Genomic DNA, 18,866 nt, shown 5'->3' with positions numbered 1-18,866 from the left:
CCGAAAGCGCCGGAGCTTCACCGGCGCTTTCGAGTCACTCGCCACCACGACCGTGTTCCTGGACAAATTTCAGGGCATGGGTCACCGCGTCCCTGACCGCCAGTTCCATCTGGTGCTGTTCCTGCACCGACAGATAAAACGCCATATCCACGGAAAACCGGTAGTACCGGGCGGGCAGCCGGTTCAAAGCCACACAAGCGATGTCTGCCAACTCGTCCTCGGGCTTGCCGGCCACTTCGTCTCGGGAAGTCAGCTCGTCCACCACCAGTTTTTCGTAGTAGTTGGCAATCTGGGTATCGATGGTCATTACAGGCACTCCGTCCGTTTTCGATGCCTTATGAGGTTAGCTGAAAACGAACGGAGTGTGAGAGGAAAGGCTGACGTTGGCGTCAGCGTTCGACCTCGATGCCGGCCACATTCTGGAAACCGCGCGGCAGTTTGTTGCCGCGCCGGCCACGCTCGCCCAGATAGTGCTCGAGGTCGGCGCCTTTCAGCTTCAGCTTCCGTTTGCCGGCGTAGACCAGCAGGGTGTCGTCCGCGCCCAATACGACCGCTCCTACCATATACTCTTCGTGCTCCAAGGCCCGGCTGGACGGTATGTTGATGATCTTGTTGCCCTTGCCCTTGCCGAGCTCCGGCAGATCGCGCACCGGGAACACCAGTAGCCGGCCTTCGTTGCTGACCGCGGCCAGGTAGTCGGTCTGCAACTGGTGGACAGAGGCCGGCGGCAGGACGCGAGCGTTCTTGGGCAGCGACAGGACGGACTTGCCGGCCTTGTTCTTGCCGATCATGTCCTCGAACCGGGCGATGAAACCGTACCCTGCGTCCGAAGCGAGCAGATATTGCTCGCCCGGTTCACCGATCATCAGACCACACATCTCGGCCCCCGGCGGCGGGTTAACGCGCCCGGATATCGGTTCGCCCTGCCCCCGGGCCGAGGGCAGACTGTGCGTCGCCAGGGTGTAGGTACGGCCGGTGGAGTCGAGCAATACGGTCGGCTGGTTGCTCTTGCCGGGACCGGCGAAGGCGAACCCGTCGCCCGCCTTGTAGTTGAGGCCGGTCGGGTCGATATCGTGCCCCTTGGCCGCCCGGATCCAGCCCTTTTTGGACAGGACCACGGTGACCGCTTCGGACGGCAATATTTCCGTCTCGCTGAATGCCTGGGCCTCTTCGCGCTCGACCAGGCGGGTGCGGCGGTCGTCGCCATAGGTTTCAGCGTCGGCGAGGATTTCCTTCTTGATCAGGGTACGCATCCGTGCCTGGGAACCGAGGGTCTTCTCCAGCTTTTCCCGCTCGGCGGACAACTCGTCCTGTTCGCCGCGAATCTTGATTTCTTCCAGCTTGGCCAATTGACGCAGTTTGATCTCGAGAATGGCCTCGGCCTGAACGTCACTGAGTCCGAACCGTTCCATCAGCACCGGCTTGGGTTTGTCCTCGGTGCGGATGATGTGAATGATCTCGTCAATGTTCAGATACGCGATCAACAGGCCGTCGAGAATATGCAGACGGGCGATGACCTTGTCGAGCCGGTGCTGCAGTCGCCGGCGAACCGTGGTGGTACGGAATTCGAGCCATTCAGTCAGTATGCGGTTGAGCGCCTTGACCTGGGGGCGCCCGTCGGTGCCGATCATGTTCAGATTGACGCGAATGGTCTTTTCCAGATCGGTGGTCGCGAACAGGTGGTTCATCAGGGCGTCGACATCGACCCGATTGCTGCGCGGTTCGATGACAAGCCGAGTCGGGTTTTCATGATCCGATTCGTCGCGCAGGTCACTCACCATGGGCAGTTTCTTGCCCTGCATCTGCTGGGCGATCTGCTCCAGTACCTTGGAGCCGGACACCTGGAACGGCAATTCGCGAATGATGATTTCGCTGTTTTCGACCTCGTAACTGGCCCGGACCTTAACGGTGCCCCGCCCGCCTTCGTAGATCTTGCGCAGGTCGTCGCGCGGGCTGATCAGTTCGCCCCCGGTCGGAAAATCCGGCCCTTTGATGTGCATCATCAGGTCTTGAACGCTGGCGTCCGGAGCATCCAGCAGGTGGACGCAGGCGGCCGCGACCTCCTTCAGGTTGTGCGGTGGTATGTCGGTCGCCATGCCGACGGCGATACCGGTGGTCCCGTTCAGCAGGATGTGCGGCAAGCGCGCAGGCAATACCGAGGGTTCGTCCATGGTACCGTCGAAGTTGGGCACCCAGTCGACTGTGCCCTGCCCCAACTCGTCGAGCAGTAATGCGGAGTTGGCGTGCAGGCGCGATTCGGTGTACCGCATGGCGGCGAAGGATTTGGGGTCGTCCGGGGAACCCCAATTGCCCTGGCCGTCGACCAGCGGATAACGGTAGGAAAACGACTGAGCCATCAGCACCATGGCTTCGTAGCAGGCGCTGTCGCCATGCGGATGGTACTTACCGAGCACATCCCCGACGGTGCGCGCGGACTTTTTGTACTTGGCGGTGTTTTTCAAGCCAAGTTCGCTCATGGCGTAGATAATACGCCGCTGAACCGGTTTGAGACCGTCACCGATATTGGGCAGTGCCCGATCGAGGATGACGTACATGGAGTAGTCCAGGTAGGCCTTCTCGGTGAATTGGCCGAGGGATAGCGTTTCGGTGTATTCGCTGGATTGATCGCTCATTCGTGGTGTCGCCCGGACATTTTGGATCGGTTTCTCAGTAGTGCCAGGAACCCGCACCGGCTACCGGGCGAGCCCAGTCGAGGTCGCCGTGAACCCATCCATGGGGGCTTGACGGCCGTGTCCGACCGCCATGGATGGCGGAAGTGCCGGTTTTGCATGGAGCAAAAACCGGCCAGGCGGCCGACATCCTCGACTGGGCTCGCCCGGCATCCGGCGCTGACCCTGTGCGGAATTCATGACTTTCATCAATAAGTCGACAAGTGTCGCAATTTCAACAGGTTATGACAATCCGATTGAGATTGCCGAGACTTGGCAGGATTGTTGAACAAAGACTGTGTAGTGATCTCAAGTCACTTGGGAACGATTACATACCTGTGCGAAACTCTTTGACTGCTCGGCGAATCCGTATCGGTTGCCGAGAGTTCGGCCACGGATACTGACCTTTCGAAGTCGGCCACCGACTGGCCCGATAACAAGCATTCAAAAGGAGACTCTCATGGCGTTGTCGCGTCCCGTCCGATGGGTATTTCGGACCCTGTTGTTGTTGCTGGTCCTCGCTGCGGGCGGCGTGGCCTGGGTGTGGTGGCAGCTGAACGGCAGCCTGGCGCCGTTGGACGGTGAATTGTCGTTGTCCGGGTTGAACGACCGGGTATCGATCGAACGGGATGCCCAGGGCATTCCGACCATCGAAGCCAGTAACCGACCGGACACAGCGTTTGCCCTGGGTGTATTGCATGCGCAGGAACGTTATTTCCAGATGGACTTGCTGCGTCGAAATTCGGCGGGGGAATTGGCGGCACTGGTCGGACCGGTGGCGGCGAACTATGACCAACGGATTCGATTGCACCAGTTTCGCAAACGCGCGCAGCGGGCGGTGGCGGCAATGGATACCGGCTCGCGCCGGGTTCTGGATGCCTACACCCAGGGCGTCAATGCCGGCTTGAATGCCCTGTCGAGTCCACCTTTCGAGTACCGTTTGCTGCGGGTTCAACCCGAACCCTGGCAAGCGGCGGACAGCATTCTGACCCTGTACAGCATGTACCTGGATTTACAGCCGGAATGGAACGAACGTGAGCGGTCTCTGGCGGTGATGAAGGACCTGTTGCCGGCGGACTGGTACGAGTTCCTGACTCCGCGCGGCGGTCGATGGGATGCCCCCGTGGAGGGCGAAGCCTATCGCTTTGAAGCCGACTTCCCACAGACACCGTTGACGGAACTGCAGAGCGGCGCTCTGGCGGCTCGCGACTGGGAGTATCGCGATGAGGTGCAACTGGGCTCCAATAACTGGTCCGCATCCGGTGACCGTACCGCCTACGGCGCCGGGATGGTGTCCAACGACATGCATCTGGGCCTGAATGTACCGAACATCTGGTACCGCGCCTCATGGATACTGCCAGGGGGCGATCAACGGCGGGTAACCGGCGCTACCCTGCCGGGCGCGCCGGCCATGGTGGTCGGATCGAACCAGCATATCGCCTGGGGTTTCACCAACTCGAACGGAGACTACCACGACAGCATCACTTTACAGACCAATGCCGAGGGCTCCGAGTACCTGACCCCGGACGGCTGGGAGCCGTTTCGGGTCGAACGCGAATCCGTCGACATCAAGGGTGGAGAGCCGGTCGAGGTTGACGTCCGCCTGACCCGTTGGGGGCCGGTCATCGGCGAAGATCACCTGGGCAATCTTACCGCCTTGCGATGGGTGGCTCACGATGTGGAAGGAGCAAACCTGAATCTGATTCGGATGGAGAAAGCCAACACCGTTTATGAAGCTCTCGATGTCGCAGCCGTGTCCGGCGTGCCCGGTCAGAATCTGAATGTAGTGGACGATCGGGGGAATCAGGCCTGGACCATCATGGGCCGCCTGCCCCGCCGTTTCGGCTTCGAGGAAAACGGCTTTTCAGCGGAACAGCCCAGCGATTGGTCGGCAGGCAACCATGGCTGGAACGGCTACCTCAGCGCGGCCGAATACCCGCGCATCGTGAATCCGGAGCCGGGCCGACTCTGGACGGCCAACGCACGCATCGTCGATGGCCAACTCGATCGGGTCGGCTGGGGTGGCTATGCCCTGGGTGCGCGCCAGCAACAGATTCGCGATGACCTCTTCGCGCTGGAGACCTTCACCGAGCAGGACTTCCTGGACATCATGCTCGACGACCGTGCGGTCTTCCTGGAACGCTGGCAACGCTTGATGCTGGCCGTTCTGGACGAGGAGACATTGGCCGATCGGCCGCCGTTGAACCGACTCCACGATCAGGTCGAGAACTGGCAGGGGCGCGCCAGCAAAACCTCGGTGGGCTATCGGATCGTCAAGCGCTATCGGGAACGGGTGATCGATCAGACTGTCGGTCCGGTCTACGACTATCTGGCCAATGCCAGCAATGCCTTCTGGCCGGGCCAGGTGGATAATTTCCTAGAGTACCCGGTCTGGGCGCTGGTTAACCAGCAACCGGAGCGCCATTTACCCGAGGGGTTTGCTTCCTGGGATGACTTCATGGTGCGCATGGCGGTGGATACACTGACCGAACTGACACAGGGAGAGGCCTCCCTGTCCGACCGGACCTGGGGGGAAGCGAACCGACTGGACATTACCCACCCACTGAGTGGTGCATTACCCACAGTGTTGTCCAACTGGCTGAATATGCCAGCCGAACCCATGGACGGCGATACCTACATGCCCAGAGTTCAATCTCCGGACTCCGGCGCTTCGGAGCGGATGGTGGTCGCACCCGGCCATGAGGAGAACGGCATTTTCCATATGGCGACCGGTCAAAGCGGGCACCCATTGTCATCGTACTATGATCGGGGTCATCGGGACTGGGTGGAAGGCCGACCCAGCCGATTCCTGCCGGGACCGACCGAGTGGAGTTTACTGTTGGTACCCGGCCAATAGAACGACGGCTTTCAGGATGCGCAGCGGGCGGCGGAGATTCAGTTTCGGCGTCCGCCTCCTGCAAGCGATCCTACTGATTATCGAGCCTGCTCTAGCGGTGGTATTTCGGACTCAGCTCGACCACCGCCTCCACGAATGCCCCGGCGCGATCCGGATCGACGAACTGATGAATGCCGTGGCCCAGGTTGAAGATGTGGCCAGCACCTTTGCCGTACTCGGCGAGGATGCGTTCGACCTCTTCACGAATCCGATCCGGTGATGCATAGAGGACGGACGGGTCCATATTCCCCTGCAACGCGACCCGGTCGCCCACGTGCTGACGAGCGTCGGTCAGCGACGTTGTCCAGTCCAGCCCCAGGGCGTCGGCGCCGCTGTCCGCCATCGCGTCCAACCACTGCCCCCCGCCCTTGGTGAACAGGATCACCGGAACGGTTCGACCGTCGTGGCTGCGTTTCAGGCCTTTGACGATCCGGCTCATGTACGCCAGTGAGAACTCACGGTAGGCCGGGTGACTGAGCGCCCCGCCCCAGGTATCGAATATTTGCACCGCCTGGGCGCCCGCTTCGATCTGGGCGTTCAAGTACTCGGTGACCGCCCGGGCCAGACGATCCAACAGGGCGTGCATCACCTCCGGCTGATCGTAGAGCATGGCCTTGGCAAAACGGAAATCCTTGGAACCGCCTCCTTCGATCATATAGGTGGCGAGCGTCCAGGGGCTGCCGGAGAAGCCGATCAGGGGGACCCGGCCGTTCAGGGCACGGCGAATCGTACCGACCGCGTTCATCACATAACCCAGATCGCCGTCGGCCGAAGGCTGATGCAGAGCCTCGACATCGGCCATGGTACGCACAGTTTTTTCGAAGCGCGGCCCCTCGCCGGTCTCGAAATACAGGCCCAGCCCCATGGCATCGGGAATGGTCAGAATGTCAGAGAACAGAATGGCCGCGTCGAGAGGGTAACGTTCCAGTGGCTGCAGGGTCACTTCACAGGCGAAGTCCGCATTTTTACACAGGCTCAGAAAATCCCCGGCCTGAGCCCGGGTCTCGCGGTATTCCGGCAGATAGCGCCCGGCTTGACGCATCATCCAGACCGGCGTTCGATCCACAGGTTGGCGCATCAGGGCGCGCAGAAAGCGGTCGTTCTTCAATTCAGCCACAACAGGGTCCCCAAACGGAAAAGTGCCCGCATTATACGCACCGCACCCGCCACTGACGAACTCGCCGGTGTGTTAGACTGACGGACGTCAATCCACCCGGGAGACACTCATGAACTACCTGGGCCACTGGCTCTTCTCCGACCCCACTCCGGACGCCCTGATGGGCAGTCTCTGGCCGGATTTCGGCAAGCGACCCTCGCCGGATGAGGTCTCCGAAGAGTTTCTGGTGCATTTCGACCGGCATCAGTGGTTGGACAAGGAGACGGACCGAACGCCAATTCTGGAGCCGTTGCGACAGGCGTTACGACCGAAACTGAGGAAGACGACGCCCATCGTCGTGGATATGTTGATTGATCATCATCTGGCGAAGCATTGGACGGAATACCACCAGCGATCACTGACGGCATTCACCCGCATTTGCTACGAACAATCTCGACGTTTTGGCGCTTTGACGTTGCCTGCCAAACTGGAAAAGACATTGAACTGGATGCGCGAAGACGATTGGTTGGCGGGCTATCAAGACCCCCGTAATGTCTTAAGAGCCCTGGCGGGATTGTCCAGACGATTGAAATTCGATGACCCCATGGTTCAATCCGGGCACTGGGCCATTACTCAGGCGCAACATCACAAGTCTCAAATTTCCCAATTTCTGACGCATGTGAATCGATCACTCAACTGACAGCCAGCACTCCCTGCCGACTGTCAGCGATTGGTTCAGACATCCAGAAAATCAAGAATGCCTTCAGCCGCCTGCCGACCTTCATAAATGGCCGTAACCACCAGATCCGACCCTCGCACCATATCGCCGCCAGCGAAAATCTTCTCATTACTGGTCTGGAAGGCGAATTCCTGGTGTTCCGGCGCCTTGACGCGCTTCCAGTCGTCCAGATCGATGCGGTGATCGCCGAACCAGTCCGCCGGGCTGGGCTGGAAACCGAAGGCGATGATAACGGCGTCCGCCGCCAGCACTTCCTCGGATCCCGGCACCGGTTCCGGCCGGCGACGGCCGTTTTCGTCCGGTTCGCCCAGTTTGGTGGTGATTAGCTTGATGCCCTCGACCTTGCCGTCGCCGATGATTTCGACCGGCTGACGGTTGAACAGGAACTGGACACCTTCTTCCTTGGCGTTGGCGACCTCTTTGCGCGAGCCTGGCATATTGGCCTCATCGCGGCGGTAGGCGCAGGTCACGCTCGACGCCTGCTGGCGGATGGAGGTGCGGTTGCAGTCCATGGCGGTGTCGCCGCCCCCGAGGACTACGACACGTTTGCCTTCCAGGTTGATGAATTCGGACTCGTTCTTCTCCCAGCCCTGGCAATGATTGACGTTGGAGACCAGGAATGGCAGGGCTTCGTGGACGCCGTCCAGATCCTCACCCGGCATCCCGCCGCGCATGGAGGTATAGGTCCCCATGCCCATGAAGACGGCGTCGAACTCGTCATAGATGTCTTCGAAAGCGATATCCTGGCCGATGTCGGTGTTCAGCCGGAACTCGATGCCCATTTCCTCAAAGACTTCACGGCGCTTGGCCATGATGCTCTTCTCGAGCTTGAATTCCGGGATACCGAACGTCAACAGACCGCCGATTTCAGGGTAACGGTCGAACACCACCGGCTTGACGCCATTGCGGACCAGCACATCGGCGCAGCCGAGACCCGCCGGGCCGGCGCCGATGACGGCCACGCGCTTGTCGGTCCAGGTCACCTTGGACAGGTCCGGCTTCCAGCCCATGGCGAATGCGGTATCGGTGATGTACTTCTCGGCATTGCCAATGGTGACCGCACCGAAGCCGTCGTTCAGTGTGCAGGCCCCTTCGCAGAGGCGGTCCTGCGGGCAAACCCGGCCGCAGACCTCGGGCAGGGAGTTGGTCTGGTGACTCAACTCGACCGCTTCCAGCACATTGCCCTCACTGACCAGCTTCAGCCAGTTGGGAATGTAGTTGTGCACCGGGCACTTCCACTCGCAGTACGGATTGCCGCAGTGCAGGCAGCGGTGCGATTGCTCGGCGGCCTGCTTCTGGGCAAAGGGTTCGTAGATTTCCACGAACTCGTGTTTGCGGGTATGAATGTCTTTCTTGGCCGGTTCCCGGCGTCCGACGTCCAGGAACTGAAAATCGTTGTTCAAACGCTGTGTCATGGTCATTCCTCCGTCGGATTACTCGGGCCGCGCGCGGGTGTTGGACAGCAGATCGGACAAACTGGCCGCCTTCGGCTTCACCAGCCAGAATCGGCCGACATAGTCGTCGAAGTTGTCCAGCAGCTCGGCCCCCCAGGCGCTCTTGGTGTCCTCGACGAACCGGCCGATGACACCAAAGAGGTGGTCGCGATAGGTTTCCATGCTTTCGGTACCGATGCGATGGATGTCCACCAGTTCGCGGTTGTACTTGTCCGGGAAGGTGTTTTGCAGGTCCAGCACATAGGCGAAACCACCGGTCATACCGGCACCGAAGTTGCCGCCCACATGCCCCAGAACGGCCACCATGCCACCGGTCATGTACTCACAGCAGTGGTCGCCGGCCCCTTCGATCACGGCAACACAACCTGAGTTGCGCACCGCGAAACGCTCGCCGGCCGCGCCGGCCGCAAACAGGGTGCCTCCCGTCGCGCCGTAGAGGCAGGTGTTACCCATAATCGATGTCTTCTGGGTTTCGAAGGCGCTGCCTTTTGGCGGCCGGATCACAATCTTGCCACCGGTCATGCCTTTGCCGACATAGTCGTTGGCGTCTCCGTCCAGGACCAGGTTGAGACCGCCGGCGTTCCAGACACCAAAGCTCTGACCGGCCACACCGCGCAGGTTCAGCGTGATCGGTCGGTCGGACATGCCCTGGTTGCCGTACCTTTTGGCGATCTCGCCGGAAGCACGGGCACCGATCGAGCGGTCGCAGTTACCGATGGAGAACTCGTACTGCCCGCCGGTCTTGTTTTCGATGGCCGGCAGAATGGTCTCGAAAATCTCCCGCTGCTTCTCGCCCTTGTCGAACGGACGGTTACGATCGACCAGGCACTGCTGTGGTTTGTCGGCCGGTATCTGATCGCTGAACAGCACCGGAGACAGATCCAGGCATTTCTGTTTGTCGGTCAACCCCGGCTTGACGCTGATCAGGTCGGTACGACCGATGATTTCGCCAAGGCTACGGAAGCCCAACTGGGCCAGGTTTTCGCGCACTTCTTCAGCCACGAACCGGAAATAATGCTTCACCATGTCCACCGTGCCCCGGAAATGCTGATCGCGCAGCAGGTCATCCTGAGTCGCGACGCCGGTCGCACAGTTGTTCAAATGGCAGATGCGCAGGTATTTGCACCCCAATGCGACCATCGGTGCCGTACCGAAACCGTAGCTTTCGGCGCCGAGAATAGCCGCTTTGATCACGTCGAGGCCGGTCTTCAGGCCCCCATCCGTCTGCAGACGGACCTTGTCACGCAGGTCGTTGCCACGCAGTGTTTGCTGAACTTCGGCCAGACCCAGCTCCCAGGGTGAACCGGCGTGCTTGATCGACGTCAGCGGGCTGGCGGCGGTACCGCCGTCGTAACCGGAAACCGTGATCAGATCGGCGTAGGCCTTGGCCACGCCGGCGGCCACGGTGCCGACACCGGGTTCGGAGACGAGCTTTACGGAGACCAGAGCATCCGGATTGATTTCCTTGAGATCGAAAATCAACTGGGCCAGATCTTCGATCGAGTAGATGTCGTGATGCGGCGGCGGCGAAATCAGCGTCACACCGGGTACTGAGTAACGCAGCTCGGCAATCAGCTTGTTGACCTTGCCCCCCGGCAGCTGACCGCCCTCGCCCGGCTTGGCGCCCTGGGCGACCTTGATTTGGATGACATCGGCGCTCATCAGGTACGCTGGTGTCACGCCGAAGCGCCCGGACGCAACCTGCTTGATCTTGGAGCGGCGGTTCGTGCCGTACCGTTTCGGATCCTCACCGCCTTCACCCGAGTTGGAGCGACCGCCCAACTCATTCATGGCGATGGCCAGGGCTTCATGGGCCTCGGGTGACAAGGCACCCAGCGACATGGCGGCGGAATCAAAACGAGGGAACAGTTTCTCGACCGGCTCGACTTCGGAGACCGGAATCGCCTTGTTCTGCGAACCCAGCTCGAACAGGTCGCGAATGGTCGCCACCGGCCGGCTGTTTACGAAGTTGGCATAGTCCCGATAACGGGCCGGATCGCCGTTCTGAACCGCATCCTGCAGAGCCGTGACCACATCCGGGTTGTATCCGTGGTATTCACCACCGTGTACGTATTTCAGATACCCGCCCTGCTGCAAGGGTTTGCGCGGCTTCCAGGCCACCTTGGCCAGCTCCTGCAATTCCTGATGGAAATGCTCGAACCGCGCGCCCTGGATACGGCTTTTAACACCCTTGAAGCACAGATCCACCACCTCGGTCGACAGACCGACGGCCTCGAACAGTTGAGCGCCCCGGTAGGAGGCGATGGTGGAAATGCCCATTTTGGACATGATCTTGAACAGGCCTTTGTTGATGCCCTTGCGATAATTCTTATGCAGCTGACGCGGATCTCCCTGCAATTCATTGGTGCGAATCATGTCGTCCAGCACTTCATACGACAGGTAGGGATACACGGCGGTGGCACCGAAGCCGATGGCGACCGCGAATTGATGCGGGTCGCGAACGGCACCGGTGTCCAGCACGATATTGGTGTCGCTGCGCAGGCCTCTGTCCACCAGGTGATGGTGAACCGCGCCGGTGGCCATGACGGCCGGAATGGCCAACTGACCGGCTTTCAGGTCGCGGTCGGAGAGGATAACGATTTTCACACCGTCGCGGCTCGCGGCCTCGGCGGCGTCGCACAGATCCTCGATGGCCTGTCGCAAGTCACCCTCGGCCGGATAGGCCAGGGGCAGCACCTGATGGCGAAACTCCGGTGCTTCCTGATGCAAAAAGTTCTGGTATTTGAGCGGCGACAGCACCGGTGACGTCAGGATCAAGCGCTTCGCGTGATCGGCACTGGGCTCGAACAGGTTCCGTTCCGGACCCAGACAGGTCTCCAGGGACATCACCACGGCTTCGCGCAGCGGGTCGATCGGCGGGTTGGTGACCTGGGCGAACTGCTGGCGGAAATAGTCGGTGACCGGCCGGACACGTTGCGACAATACCGCCATCGGAGTGTCGTCTCCCATGGATCCGACCGCTTCCTGTCCGCTCTCGGCCAGTGGTCGCAACACCTGGTCGCGCTCTTCGAACGACACCTGGAACATTTTCTGATGCGCCAGCAGTTGCTCCGGTGCCAGTGATGCCCCGTCGACCTCCTCGGCCAGTTCCAGCTTGCTGCGCAGACGAACAGCGTTGTTCTTCAACCAGTCTTTATAGGGGTGCGTCTTCTTCAGGCGATTGTCGATTTCCTCGGTCTGCAGGAATTCGCCCGTCTTTGTGTCCACGGCGACGATGCGACCGGGGCCGACCCGGCCTTTTGCGACCACATCTTCGGGTTTATAGTCGAAAGTCCCGATTTCGGAGGCCAGGGTGATGTAACCGTTCTTGGTGATCACCCATCGTGCCGGGCGCAAACCGTTCCGGTCCAGCATGCAGACGGCATAGCGTCCGTCGGTCAATACGATACCGGCCGGCCCGTCCCAGGGCTCCATGTGCATGGAGTTGTATTCGTAAAAGGCCTTGAGCTCGGCATCCATGTTTTCCACATTGTGCCAGGCGGGCGGAATCATGGTACGGCAGGCCCGGAACAGGTCCATTCCGCCAAGCAGCATCAATTCCAGCATATTGTCCATGCTGGAGGAGTCGGACCCCGTGGTGTTGACCACTGGCTGCAGTTCTTCCAAATGCGGAATAGCGTTGGTGGCGAATTTGCTGGCCCGGGCACGAGCCCAGTTCCGGTTACCCTGGATGGTATTGATTTCACCGTTATGAGCCAGCAAGCGGAAGGGCTGCGCCAGCGGCCACTTGGGCATGGTGTTGGTGGAGAACCGCTGGTGGAATACGCAAATGGCAGTTTCCATGGAATCACTGGCCAGGTCCTGATAGAAACGCGGCAAATCGACCGGCATCACCAGGCCCTTGTAGGACAGGACCTTTTCGGACAGGGAGCAGATGTAGAACTCCTCGTCATGAATCATGGCCTGCTCGGCCTTGCGCCTTGCGGTGTAAAGCTTCACGGCCAGATCGTCCTGGCGTTCGGCCTTTACGAAGACCTGCTCTATTGCGGGGAGACAATCCATCGCCATCGGGCCACAGAACTGGGTGTCCGTCGGAACCTTACGCCAACCCAGGACCTCCAGACCCTGGTCGGTCAGCGCCGCTTCCAAAGCTTTCCGGCCTTCCTTGGCACGGCTGTCTTCCGCGCTCAGGAAGATCATGCCAACGGCATAGGCATCGCCCAAATCGGTATCAAACAGTTTTCGGGCTTCAGCACGAGCAAAGGCATCGGGCATCTGCAGCAACAAACCACAGCCATCACCCGTTTTACCATCGGCGGCGATGCCGCCCCGATGAGTCATGCAGGTCAGCGATTCAATCGCGGTCTGTAGCAGGTGGTGGCTGGCCTTGCCTTCCATATGGGCAATCAGACCAAACCCACAGTTGTCGCGAAATTCAGCCGGGTTGTAGAGACCTTGAATCATAGTGACTCTCTTCTTGTTGACGGGAAACATTGACTACAGCCGGGACAAACAGACGTTCCGATGACTGGTACTGCCGATGTTTCCTGGGTTTCACGCATCTCGGCACGGTGAAATGCGCTCCCAAAAACTCTGAGAACTGGCGCCGAGTCTACTGAGCGAAAGGCATCAAACAATTAATAACGGTATAATAAGCGGATAATTCAGTCGCATGAGTGAAAATCACGAGGAGGATATTGAAAAGCCGGGTCACTCTTCAGGTGCGTCGGCTCTTAAGCTGGAAAAGGTACGGGGCCAGGGAGACTGACCACTAAATACGTCCGGCAGGCGGTCGATGTCGGCTCGAGCCTGGGCCGCATCCTCATACTGCCCGTGAATCAGGACATACCAGGGCTCACCCTGGTAAGTGGACGAAACGATCTCGAACCGGTCCGGGTTTTCCAGGCCCAACACCACTCGTTCAATCGCAGAACGATCCCGCACGCCCAGCAGTTGCAACGTATAGTCGCTGTCCGCTGCCGTAGCCATCAGGCCACGATCACCCCCGGCATCCGTTTCGACCTCCGTCGACGCATCGGGCTGTTCGGTGTCCACATCGGTACTTCCGGGTGTCGCCGCCGGGTTCTCGGTCGTCTGAGTAGCAAGCTGCGATGTCTCGCTCGGTGGATCAGTCGGTGACGTGTCGGATGCCGGCTCCGGCTCTGCAACCGGCTCGGATTCGGAAGCGGATGCCACCCCCTCCTGACGACGCGCCTCTATACGTGCCGCGGCTTCCGCCAGTCTCTGTTGTACCTCGGTGGGTTCCTCGGTCTCCGTGTTGGTCTGCTGGGAAGAGGTTATGTCAACCGACTCATTGGCGGGTTGTTGACTGTACAGAACAGCCAGTACGACCACGGTGACAACGGCCGCGCCGGCCAACACATGGGTGAGCGGAAACCCCTGACGCCGTTCCGTGGTTTTGTAGGTGCCGGCAATCAGGTAATCCTTGACGACTTGATTCAACTCGCCGGGTAAGCCACCGGCCAATTCGTTCAAACGCGTAACATCGCGAGGCTCAATGGGGACGCCATCCAATTGGCCGGCACCGGCGAATCGGTCTTTTAAATAGGTCAGGGCGTCGCTGGCGTTAAAGGGTTCGAGTACGAGGCTGTACCATTGATCGTCATTGTCCGCCTGCTCGATGGCCGTGGCGGAACTCGCCAGCCAGAGTTGACGCAATCGACTGTCAGGGCGTGGACTGAGTGTGCGAAACGACTGGAGCCACTGCTGGACATCGAGAGGCAGCTGATCGGCATGTTGCACGATTAACAGAAAGAATTCGCCATCTTCGGTACGCTGCCGGATAACATCGGCAATGTTCCGGAATGCCGATGCTATATCGCCGTCGGCCTTCAACCCCAGGCCCAGTTGACCGATCAGTTCCCGAACCAGATCGTCCAATTGAGTGGCCTCGGCGGCATTGACCCAGGCGACGCGCCATTCATCGTCCAACCGTTTCAATACCTGTTGAGCCAAAGCGGTTTTACCGCCTCCGGCGGGTGCCATCAACAGGCAGTCCTGGGGACTGAATGTCAGGAGGTGCTTGAATTGTTCCGCAAGCTCGGACCGGTCGCCGGCATTGCTGAATACCGTGGCATCGACCTGCTCACCGAACGGGTCCTGTGCCAGCCCGTAAAAGTCGAGCATTCGCTGGAGTTGATCCGGCATATCCTGCATAGACTGATCTCTGGCGTGTTTGGACCATTAAACCGGGTGCTTCGGCCCCTGTCCAGTGGACGATATCACGGCTGAGAGTGAGAAGTGCAGAAGGCGCTCAGACAAGCTTCCAGTCGAGCCGGATCGAACGTGGACGTAACCGTGGCTCGGCCGAGCGCCTCCAACAGAACCAGGCGCAATTGGCCAGATTCGACTTTCTTGTCTCTGGCCATATGGTTCATGAAACGGTCGGGTGTCATTTGCGGCGGTGGCGCCACCGGCAATCGGGCGGCCGACAGCAGGTTCCTGGCCCGCTCGGTCACTTCGCCGTCAATCCACCCCTGGCGCTGGGAAAGGTCGGATGCCATGACCATACCGGCTGCGACCGCCTCGCCATGCAACCAAAGCCCATAGCCCAGTTCGGCTTCGATGGCATGGCCAAACGTATGACCCAGGTTCAATATGGCGCGAATGCCCTGCTCGGTCTCATCGGCGGCGACGATATCCGCTTTCAATCGGCAGGATCGCGCGATGGCCTGAACCAGGGCATCGGCGTCCTTGGCAAGCAAGGCGTCGATATTGGTCTCTAGCCATTCAAAGAAGTCGGCATCGTGAATGAGTCCGTATTTGATCACTTCCGCCAATCCGGCCGACAACTCGCGATCCGGCAATGTTGAAAGAACGGCGGGATCGATCACGACGGACTTCGGCTGCTTGAATGCGCCGATCATGTTTTTTCCAAGAGGGTGATTGATGCCGGTCTTGCCTCCCACGGAGGAATCCACCTGGGACAGCAACGTCGTCGGTACTTGAATGAAATCGATCCCTCGCTGAAAAGTGGCGGCCGCATAGCCGGTCAGGTCACCGATGACACCGCCACCCAGCGCTATCAGAACCGCCTTGCGACTGATCGAATGCTCCAACAGGAAATCATAGATCCGACCCAGTGTCTCGGCCGATTTGTACGACTCGCCATCCGGCAATGTTAACGACAACAGTCGACGCCCGGACCGTTCGAGGCTGCGTTTGAGCGAGTCAAGGTACAAAGGGGCAATGGTCTCGTTGGTGACAATCACCACTTCCGCATGAGGCACCCGTTCGGACCATTGGTCCTTGCGGTTCATACAGCCGGGTTCGATCAGTATTGGGTAGCTGCGCTCTCCCAACTCGACGGTCAATAGCATCACTTCACGCCTGTTTCAAATGTCGAAGAATGTCACGAACGACGGCCTTGGGAGACAGCCCGTCAGTGTCGATGGTCAAGTGGGCCGTGGTTTCATACAACGAATTGCGCTCAACTGCGAGGGCTCGGAGAACGGCTTCAGGGTCATCCCGTTGCAGTAATGGACGGTTCTTGTCCTTCGCCGTACGGATCAATTGTTGTTCGACCGATGTTTTCAGATACACCACGAATCCGGACGCCTTGAGCAAGCGTCGGTTGTCTTCGCTCAATATGGCACCGCCACCTGTGGCCAACACCTTCGCGGGCTCGCCAAGTAGATCCGCAATGACCTGACTCTCCCGCTCGCGAAAGCCGGCCTCACCTTCCAGGTCAAAAATCCAGGGAATGTTCGCACCCGAACGATCCTCGATCTCCTTGTCGGAATCGATAAAGGGCAAGCTCAGATCGTCAGACAGCAAACGGCCGATGGTGCTCTTACCCGCACCCATCGGCCCGATCAGTATTAGATTGTCAGCTTTCATTGCTTCTTAGTTTGACGCGAGCCCCTCTCTCACCAGTTTCGGTGTAATGAAAATCAGGAGTTCGGTTTTTTCTTCGGAAGTCGAACTGCGTTTAAACAGTGCCCCAAGTACCGGCAAATCACCCAACAACGGTGTTTTGTTGACCGTAGTGACGGCCTCTGTCCGGTATACACCGCCAAGAACCAGAGTTTCACCATTGTCGACCAACACTTGGGTAGTCACCGAGTTCGTGTCGATGGCGTTACCGCCTGCCGCCAGGGAATCCTGGGTTACAATCAAATCCAGAACCATTCTATTGTCGGGTGTGATTTGCGGTGTGACGCGCAGTGACAAGCCGGCATCCCGGAATATCGTTTCACCATCCTCCCCGGTAAAGGGGATGGATTGCCCGGAAATGATGTAAGCCTCCTGGCCATCGGACGTTACAATTTTTGGTTGAGAGACAACCTCTGCCGAACCGCGGGTCTCCAGGGCGGACAGCTCAAGATCCAGCGCATAGTCGAAAGCGGCTACGCCGATCGCAAAGGAGCTGGCATTGCTGTTCGCAGCAGGTAAATCCACTACCAATGCATCCGGGTAGGACATTTCGTAGGATGTTCCGCCAGACGTATTCAAGTCGCTGCCGATACTGCTGGTTTGATCCAGACTACCTGATGCGACGACTGGTGTATCACTGGCGTTGTTCACATTTCCGCCCCATCGAATACCCAACTCCTTGCCGACAGAGGTTCGTGCCGCGACAACTCGAGCTTCGATCAGAACCTGACGCACCGGAACGTCGAATATGCGGATGGCTTCTCGAATACGCTCGAGGTTACTGGCGGTATCCCGCAAAATGAGAGTATTCGTACGCGCATCAACCGAGGCTGAGCCACGACTGGAGAGGAATCCCGAGGATGAGGATCCACCTTCTTCTCCTTCACCATCGGAGCCACCGCCGCCACCGGCTCCAGTTTGAATAACGGACAGGATCTCGGACGCCTTCGCATAATTGATTTGAACAAATTCAGTTACCAAAGGCGCTAGCTGCTCGACCTGTTGCTGAGACTCCAGTTCCAAACGCTCTCGCTCAGCGATCTCTTGAGCTGGAGCCACCAACAGAACATTACCTGTCTGACGCTTGTCGAGCCCTTTCGTCTTCAATACGAGATCCAACGCCTGATCCCAAGGAACGTTCTGCAATCTCAATGTAATGTTTCCGGATATGGAATCGGAAGCCACGAGATTCAAACCCACATAGTCTGCTATCAATTGCAGTACGTTTCGAACCTCGATGTCCTGGAAACTAAGAGACAGTTTTTCACCACTGTACGGAAATTGTTCCTTGAGGCGCGCCTCCGCTTCCTCAGGAGTCAAAGTCTGCACATCTATCGTCATACGATTATCGGCTTGATATGCCAGATAATCGTAGGCGCCATTGATTTCGAGTTCGATAACGGCATCGCCCTCTTCCCGATAGACATTGACGAAGTGGACGGAGGTGGCGAAGTCGACGACATCCAATCGGCGACGCAGTTCGCTGGGCACCTCATAGTCTTCCACTCGAACCATGATATTGTTGCCTCGCTCCACTACGTCGGTCCGGGCTGTATCGTTGGAAAACTCCAGTATTACCTGCCCAGTCCCGGCTTCAGAACGACGAAAGTCAACATTAATCAGTTCATTGGAAGCGGATCTTGAGGCCTGGGTGGTTGAAGCGTTCTCTTGTCCAGCCCCGGTAGACGATTCGTTGGCGGACATAATCATGTCTCCATCAGGATCGCTTACCCCATCCCTGGTATTCGATGAACCGACCAGTTCTTGAGCCCCTTCACCGATCAAGACCTGGACCTTGTTACCCGATACCGCCGTGGCATAAGGAACCAGGGTCGTCAGACTCAGTACTACCCGGGTTCGACCGCTGGAGGAGACAATCGCCGCATTGCGGGTATTCCCCGTACTGATCTGATAATACTTATTGTCCAACAGACTGTTGGTATCACTGAAATCGAGGGAAATCCTTGCGGGATCCTCAATACTGTAGCCAACAGGTGTAGGCGCAGGGCCATCAAATGTGAGCTCCAATTGCGTTCGGTCACCAGACAATGCCATCGCACGAAAATCTGTCAGGGAAACCGAGAAGGCGCTGCAACTCACGAGGGTTGCAACCAGAAATACGACTAATCGACTCAGATTCATCTTCCAACTCATA

Annotated in this window: 11 protein-coding genes; 2 read left to right on the top strand and 9 right to left on the bottom strand. The window is 58.8% G+C overall.

Going from position 1 to position 18,866, the window contains the following annotated elements:
* Positions 1-34: 34 nt before the first annotated feature.
* Together IE111_RS04575 and parC are read right to left on the bottom strand one after the other, a co-directional pair.
* Positions 35-307, bottom strand: a complete 273-nt coding sequence (locus tag IE111_RS04575; RefSeq protein ID WP_189607322.1) for a late competence development ComFB family protein — start codon at positions 305-307, stop codon at positions 35-37.
* An 82-nt stretch (positions 308-389) separates the two neighbouring features.
* Complete coding sequence (parC, locus tag IE111_RS04570) at positions 390-2,633, bottom strand: DNA topoisomerase IV subunit A (protein ID WP_189607321.1); 2,244 nt, start codon at positions 2,631-2,633, stop codon at positions 390-392.
* A 496-nt stretch (positions 2,634-3,129) separates the two neighbouring features.
* Between parC and IE111_RS04565 the strand changes: the two genes are divergently transcribed.
* Positions 3,130-5,526: a penicillin acylase family protein gene (locus tag IE111_RS04565; protein WP_189607320.1), complete on the top strand. Its 2,397-nt coding sequence runs from the start codon at positions 3,130-3,132 to the stop codon at positions 5,524-5,526.
* A 91-nt stretch (positions 5,527-5,617) separates the two neighbouring features.
* Here the strand turns inward: IE111_RS04565 and hemE are convergent, their stop codons facing one another.
* Complete coding sequence (gene hemE / locus IE111_RS04560) at positions 5,618-6,682, bottom strand: uroporphyrinogen decarboxylase (RefSeq protein WP_189607319.1); 1,065 nt, start codon at positions 6,680-6,682, stop codon at positions 5,618-5,620.
* Between the two features lie 109 nt (positions 6,683-6,791).
* On the opposite strand from hemE, the gene IE111_RS04555 reads away from it, so the two are divergent.
* Positions 6,792-7,361 carry an acyl carrier protein phosphodiesterase gene (locus IE111_RS04555; protein ID WP_189607318.1) on the top strand — a complete coding sequence of 190 codons (570 nt, stop codon included), beginning with the start codon at positions 6,792-6,794 and terminating at the stop codon, positions 7,359-7,361.
* Positions 7,362-7,396: 35 nt separating this feature from the next.
* Here the strand turns inward: IE111_RS04555 and IE111_RS04550 are convergent, their stop codons facing one another.
* The 6 genes from IE111_RS04550 to IE111_RS04525 form a co-directional block, all read right to left on the bottom strand.
* Entirely contained in the window at positions 7,397-8,815 is a 1,419-nt protein-coding gene (locus IE111_RS04550; protein ID WP_189607317.1) for a glutamate synthase small subunit GltD family protein, read from the bottom strand.
* Between the two features lie 18 nt (positions 8,816-8,833).
* Positions 8,834-13,279 (bottom strand): glutamate synthase large subunit, encoded by a 4,446-nt coding sequence (gene gltB / locus IE111_RS04545; protein WP_189607316.1) that lies wholly within the window; start codon positions 13,277-13,279, stop codon positions 8,834-8,836.
* Positions 13,280-13,525: 246 nt separating this feature from the next.
* Positions 13,526-14,992, bottom strand: coding sequence for an SPOR domain-containing protein (locus IE111_RS04540; RefSeq protein WP_189607315.1), 1,467 nt, complete (start codon positions 14,990-14,992; stop codon positions 13,526-13,528).
* Positions 14,993-15,057: 65 nt separating this feature from the next.
* Entirely contained in the window at positions 15,058-16,155 is a 1,098-nt protein-coding gene (gene aroB / locus IE111_RS04535) for a 3-dehydroquinate synthase (RefSeq protein WP_373300852.1), read from the bottom strand.
* Positions 16,156-16,159: 4 nt separating this feature from the next.
* Positions 16,160-16,675: a shikimate kinase AroK gene (gene aroK / locus IE111_RS04530; RefSeq protein WP_189607313.1), complete on the bottom strand. Its 516-nt coding sequence runs from the start codon at positions 16,673-16,675 to the stop codon at positions 16,160-16,162.
* Between the two features lie 6 nt (positions 16,676-16,681).
* Positions 16,682-18,865, bottom strand: a complete 2,184-nt coding sequence (locus tag IE111_RS04525) for a type IV pilus secretin PilQ (RefSeq protein WP_189607312.1) — start codon at positions 18,863-18,865, stop codon at positions 16,682-16,684.
* Between the last annotated feature and the right edge of the window lies 1 nt (position 18,866).

Source organism: Saccharospirillum salsuginis (assembly GCF_014651855.1).
Taxonomy (GTDB): domain Bacteria; phylum Pseudomonadota; class Gammaproteobacteria; order Pseudomonadales; family Natronospirillaceae; genus Saccharospirillum; species Saccharospirillum salsuginis.
The sequence above is the reverse complement of the archived record's forward strand: the minus strand, read 5'-3'. Positions and strand labels throughout refer to the sequence as shown.

What these genes read in the sequence shown, in the direction of transcription:
- IE111_RS04525 (WP_189607312.1), bottom strand. Translation starts at nt 18,865, where the DNA reads ATGAGTTGGAAGATGAATCTGAGTCGATTAGTCGTATTTCTGGTTGCA.
- aroK (WP_189607313.1), bottom strand. Translation starts at nt 16,675, where the DNA reads ATGAAAGCTGACAATCTAATACTGATCGGGCCGATGGGTGCGGGTAAG.
- IE111_RS04565 (WP_189607320.1), top strand. Translation starts at nt 3,130, where the DNA reads ATGGCGTTGTCGCGTCCCGTCCGATGGGTATTTCGGACCCTGTTGTTG.
- IE111_RS04540 (WP_189607315.1), bottom strand. Translation starts at nt 14,992, where the DNA reads ATGCAGGATATGCCGGATCAACTCCAGCGAATGCTCGACTTTTACGGG.
- gltB (WP_189607316.1), bottom strand. Translation starts at nt 13,279, where the DNA reads ATGATTCAAGGTCTCTACAACCCGGCTGAATTTCGCGACAACTGTGGG.
- IE111_RS04555 (WP_189607318.1), top strand. Translation starts at nt 6,792, where the DNA reads ATGAACTACCTGGGCCACTGGCTCTTCTCCGACCCCACTCCGGACGCC.
- aroB (WP_373300852.1), bottom strand. Translation starts at nt 16,155, where the DNA reads ATGCTATTGACCGTCGAGTTGGGAGAGCGCAGCTACCCAATACTGATC.
- parC (WP_189607321.1), bottom strand. Translation starts at nt 2,633, where the DNA reads ATGAGCGATCAATCCAGCGAATACACCGAAACGCTATCCCTCGGCCAA.
- IE111_RS04550 (WP_189607317.1), bottom strand. Translation starts at nt 8,815, where the DNA reads ATGACACAGCGTTTGAACAACGATTTTCAGTTCCTGGACGTCGGACGC.
- IE111_RS04575 (WP_189607322.1), bottom strand. Translation starts at nt 307, where the DNA reads ATGACCATCGATACCCAGATTGCCAACTACTACGAAAAACTGGTGGTG.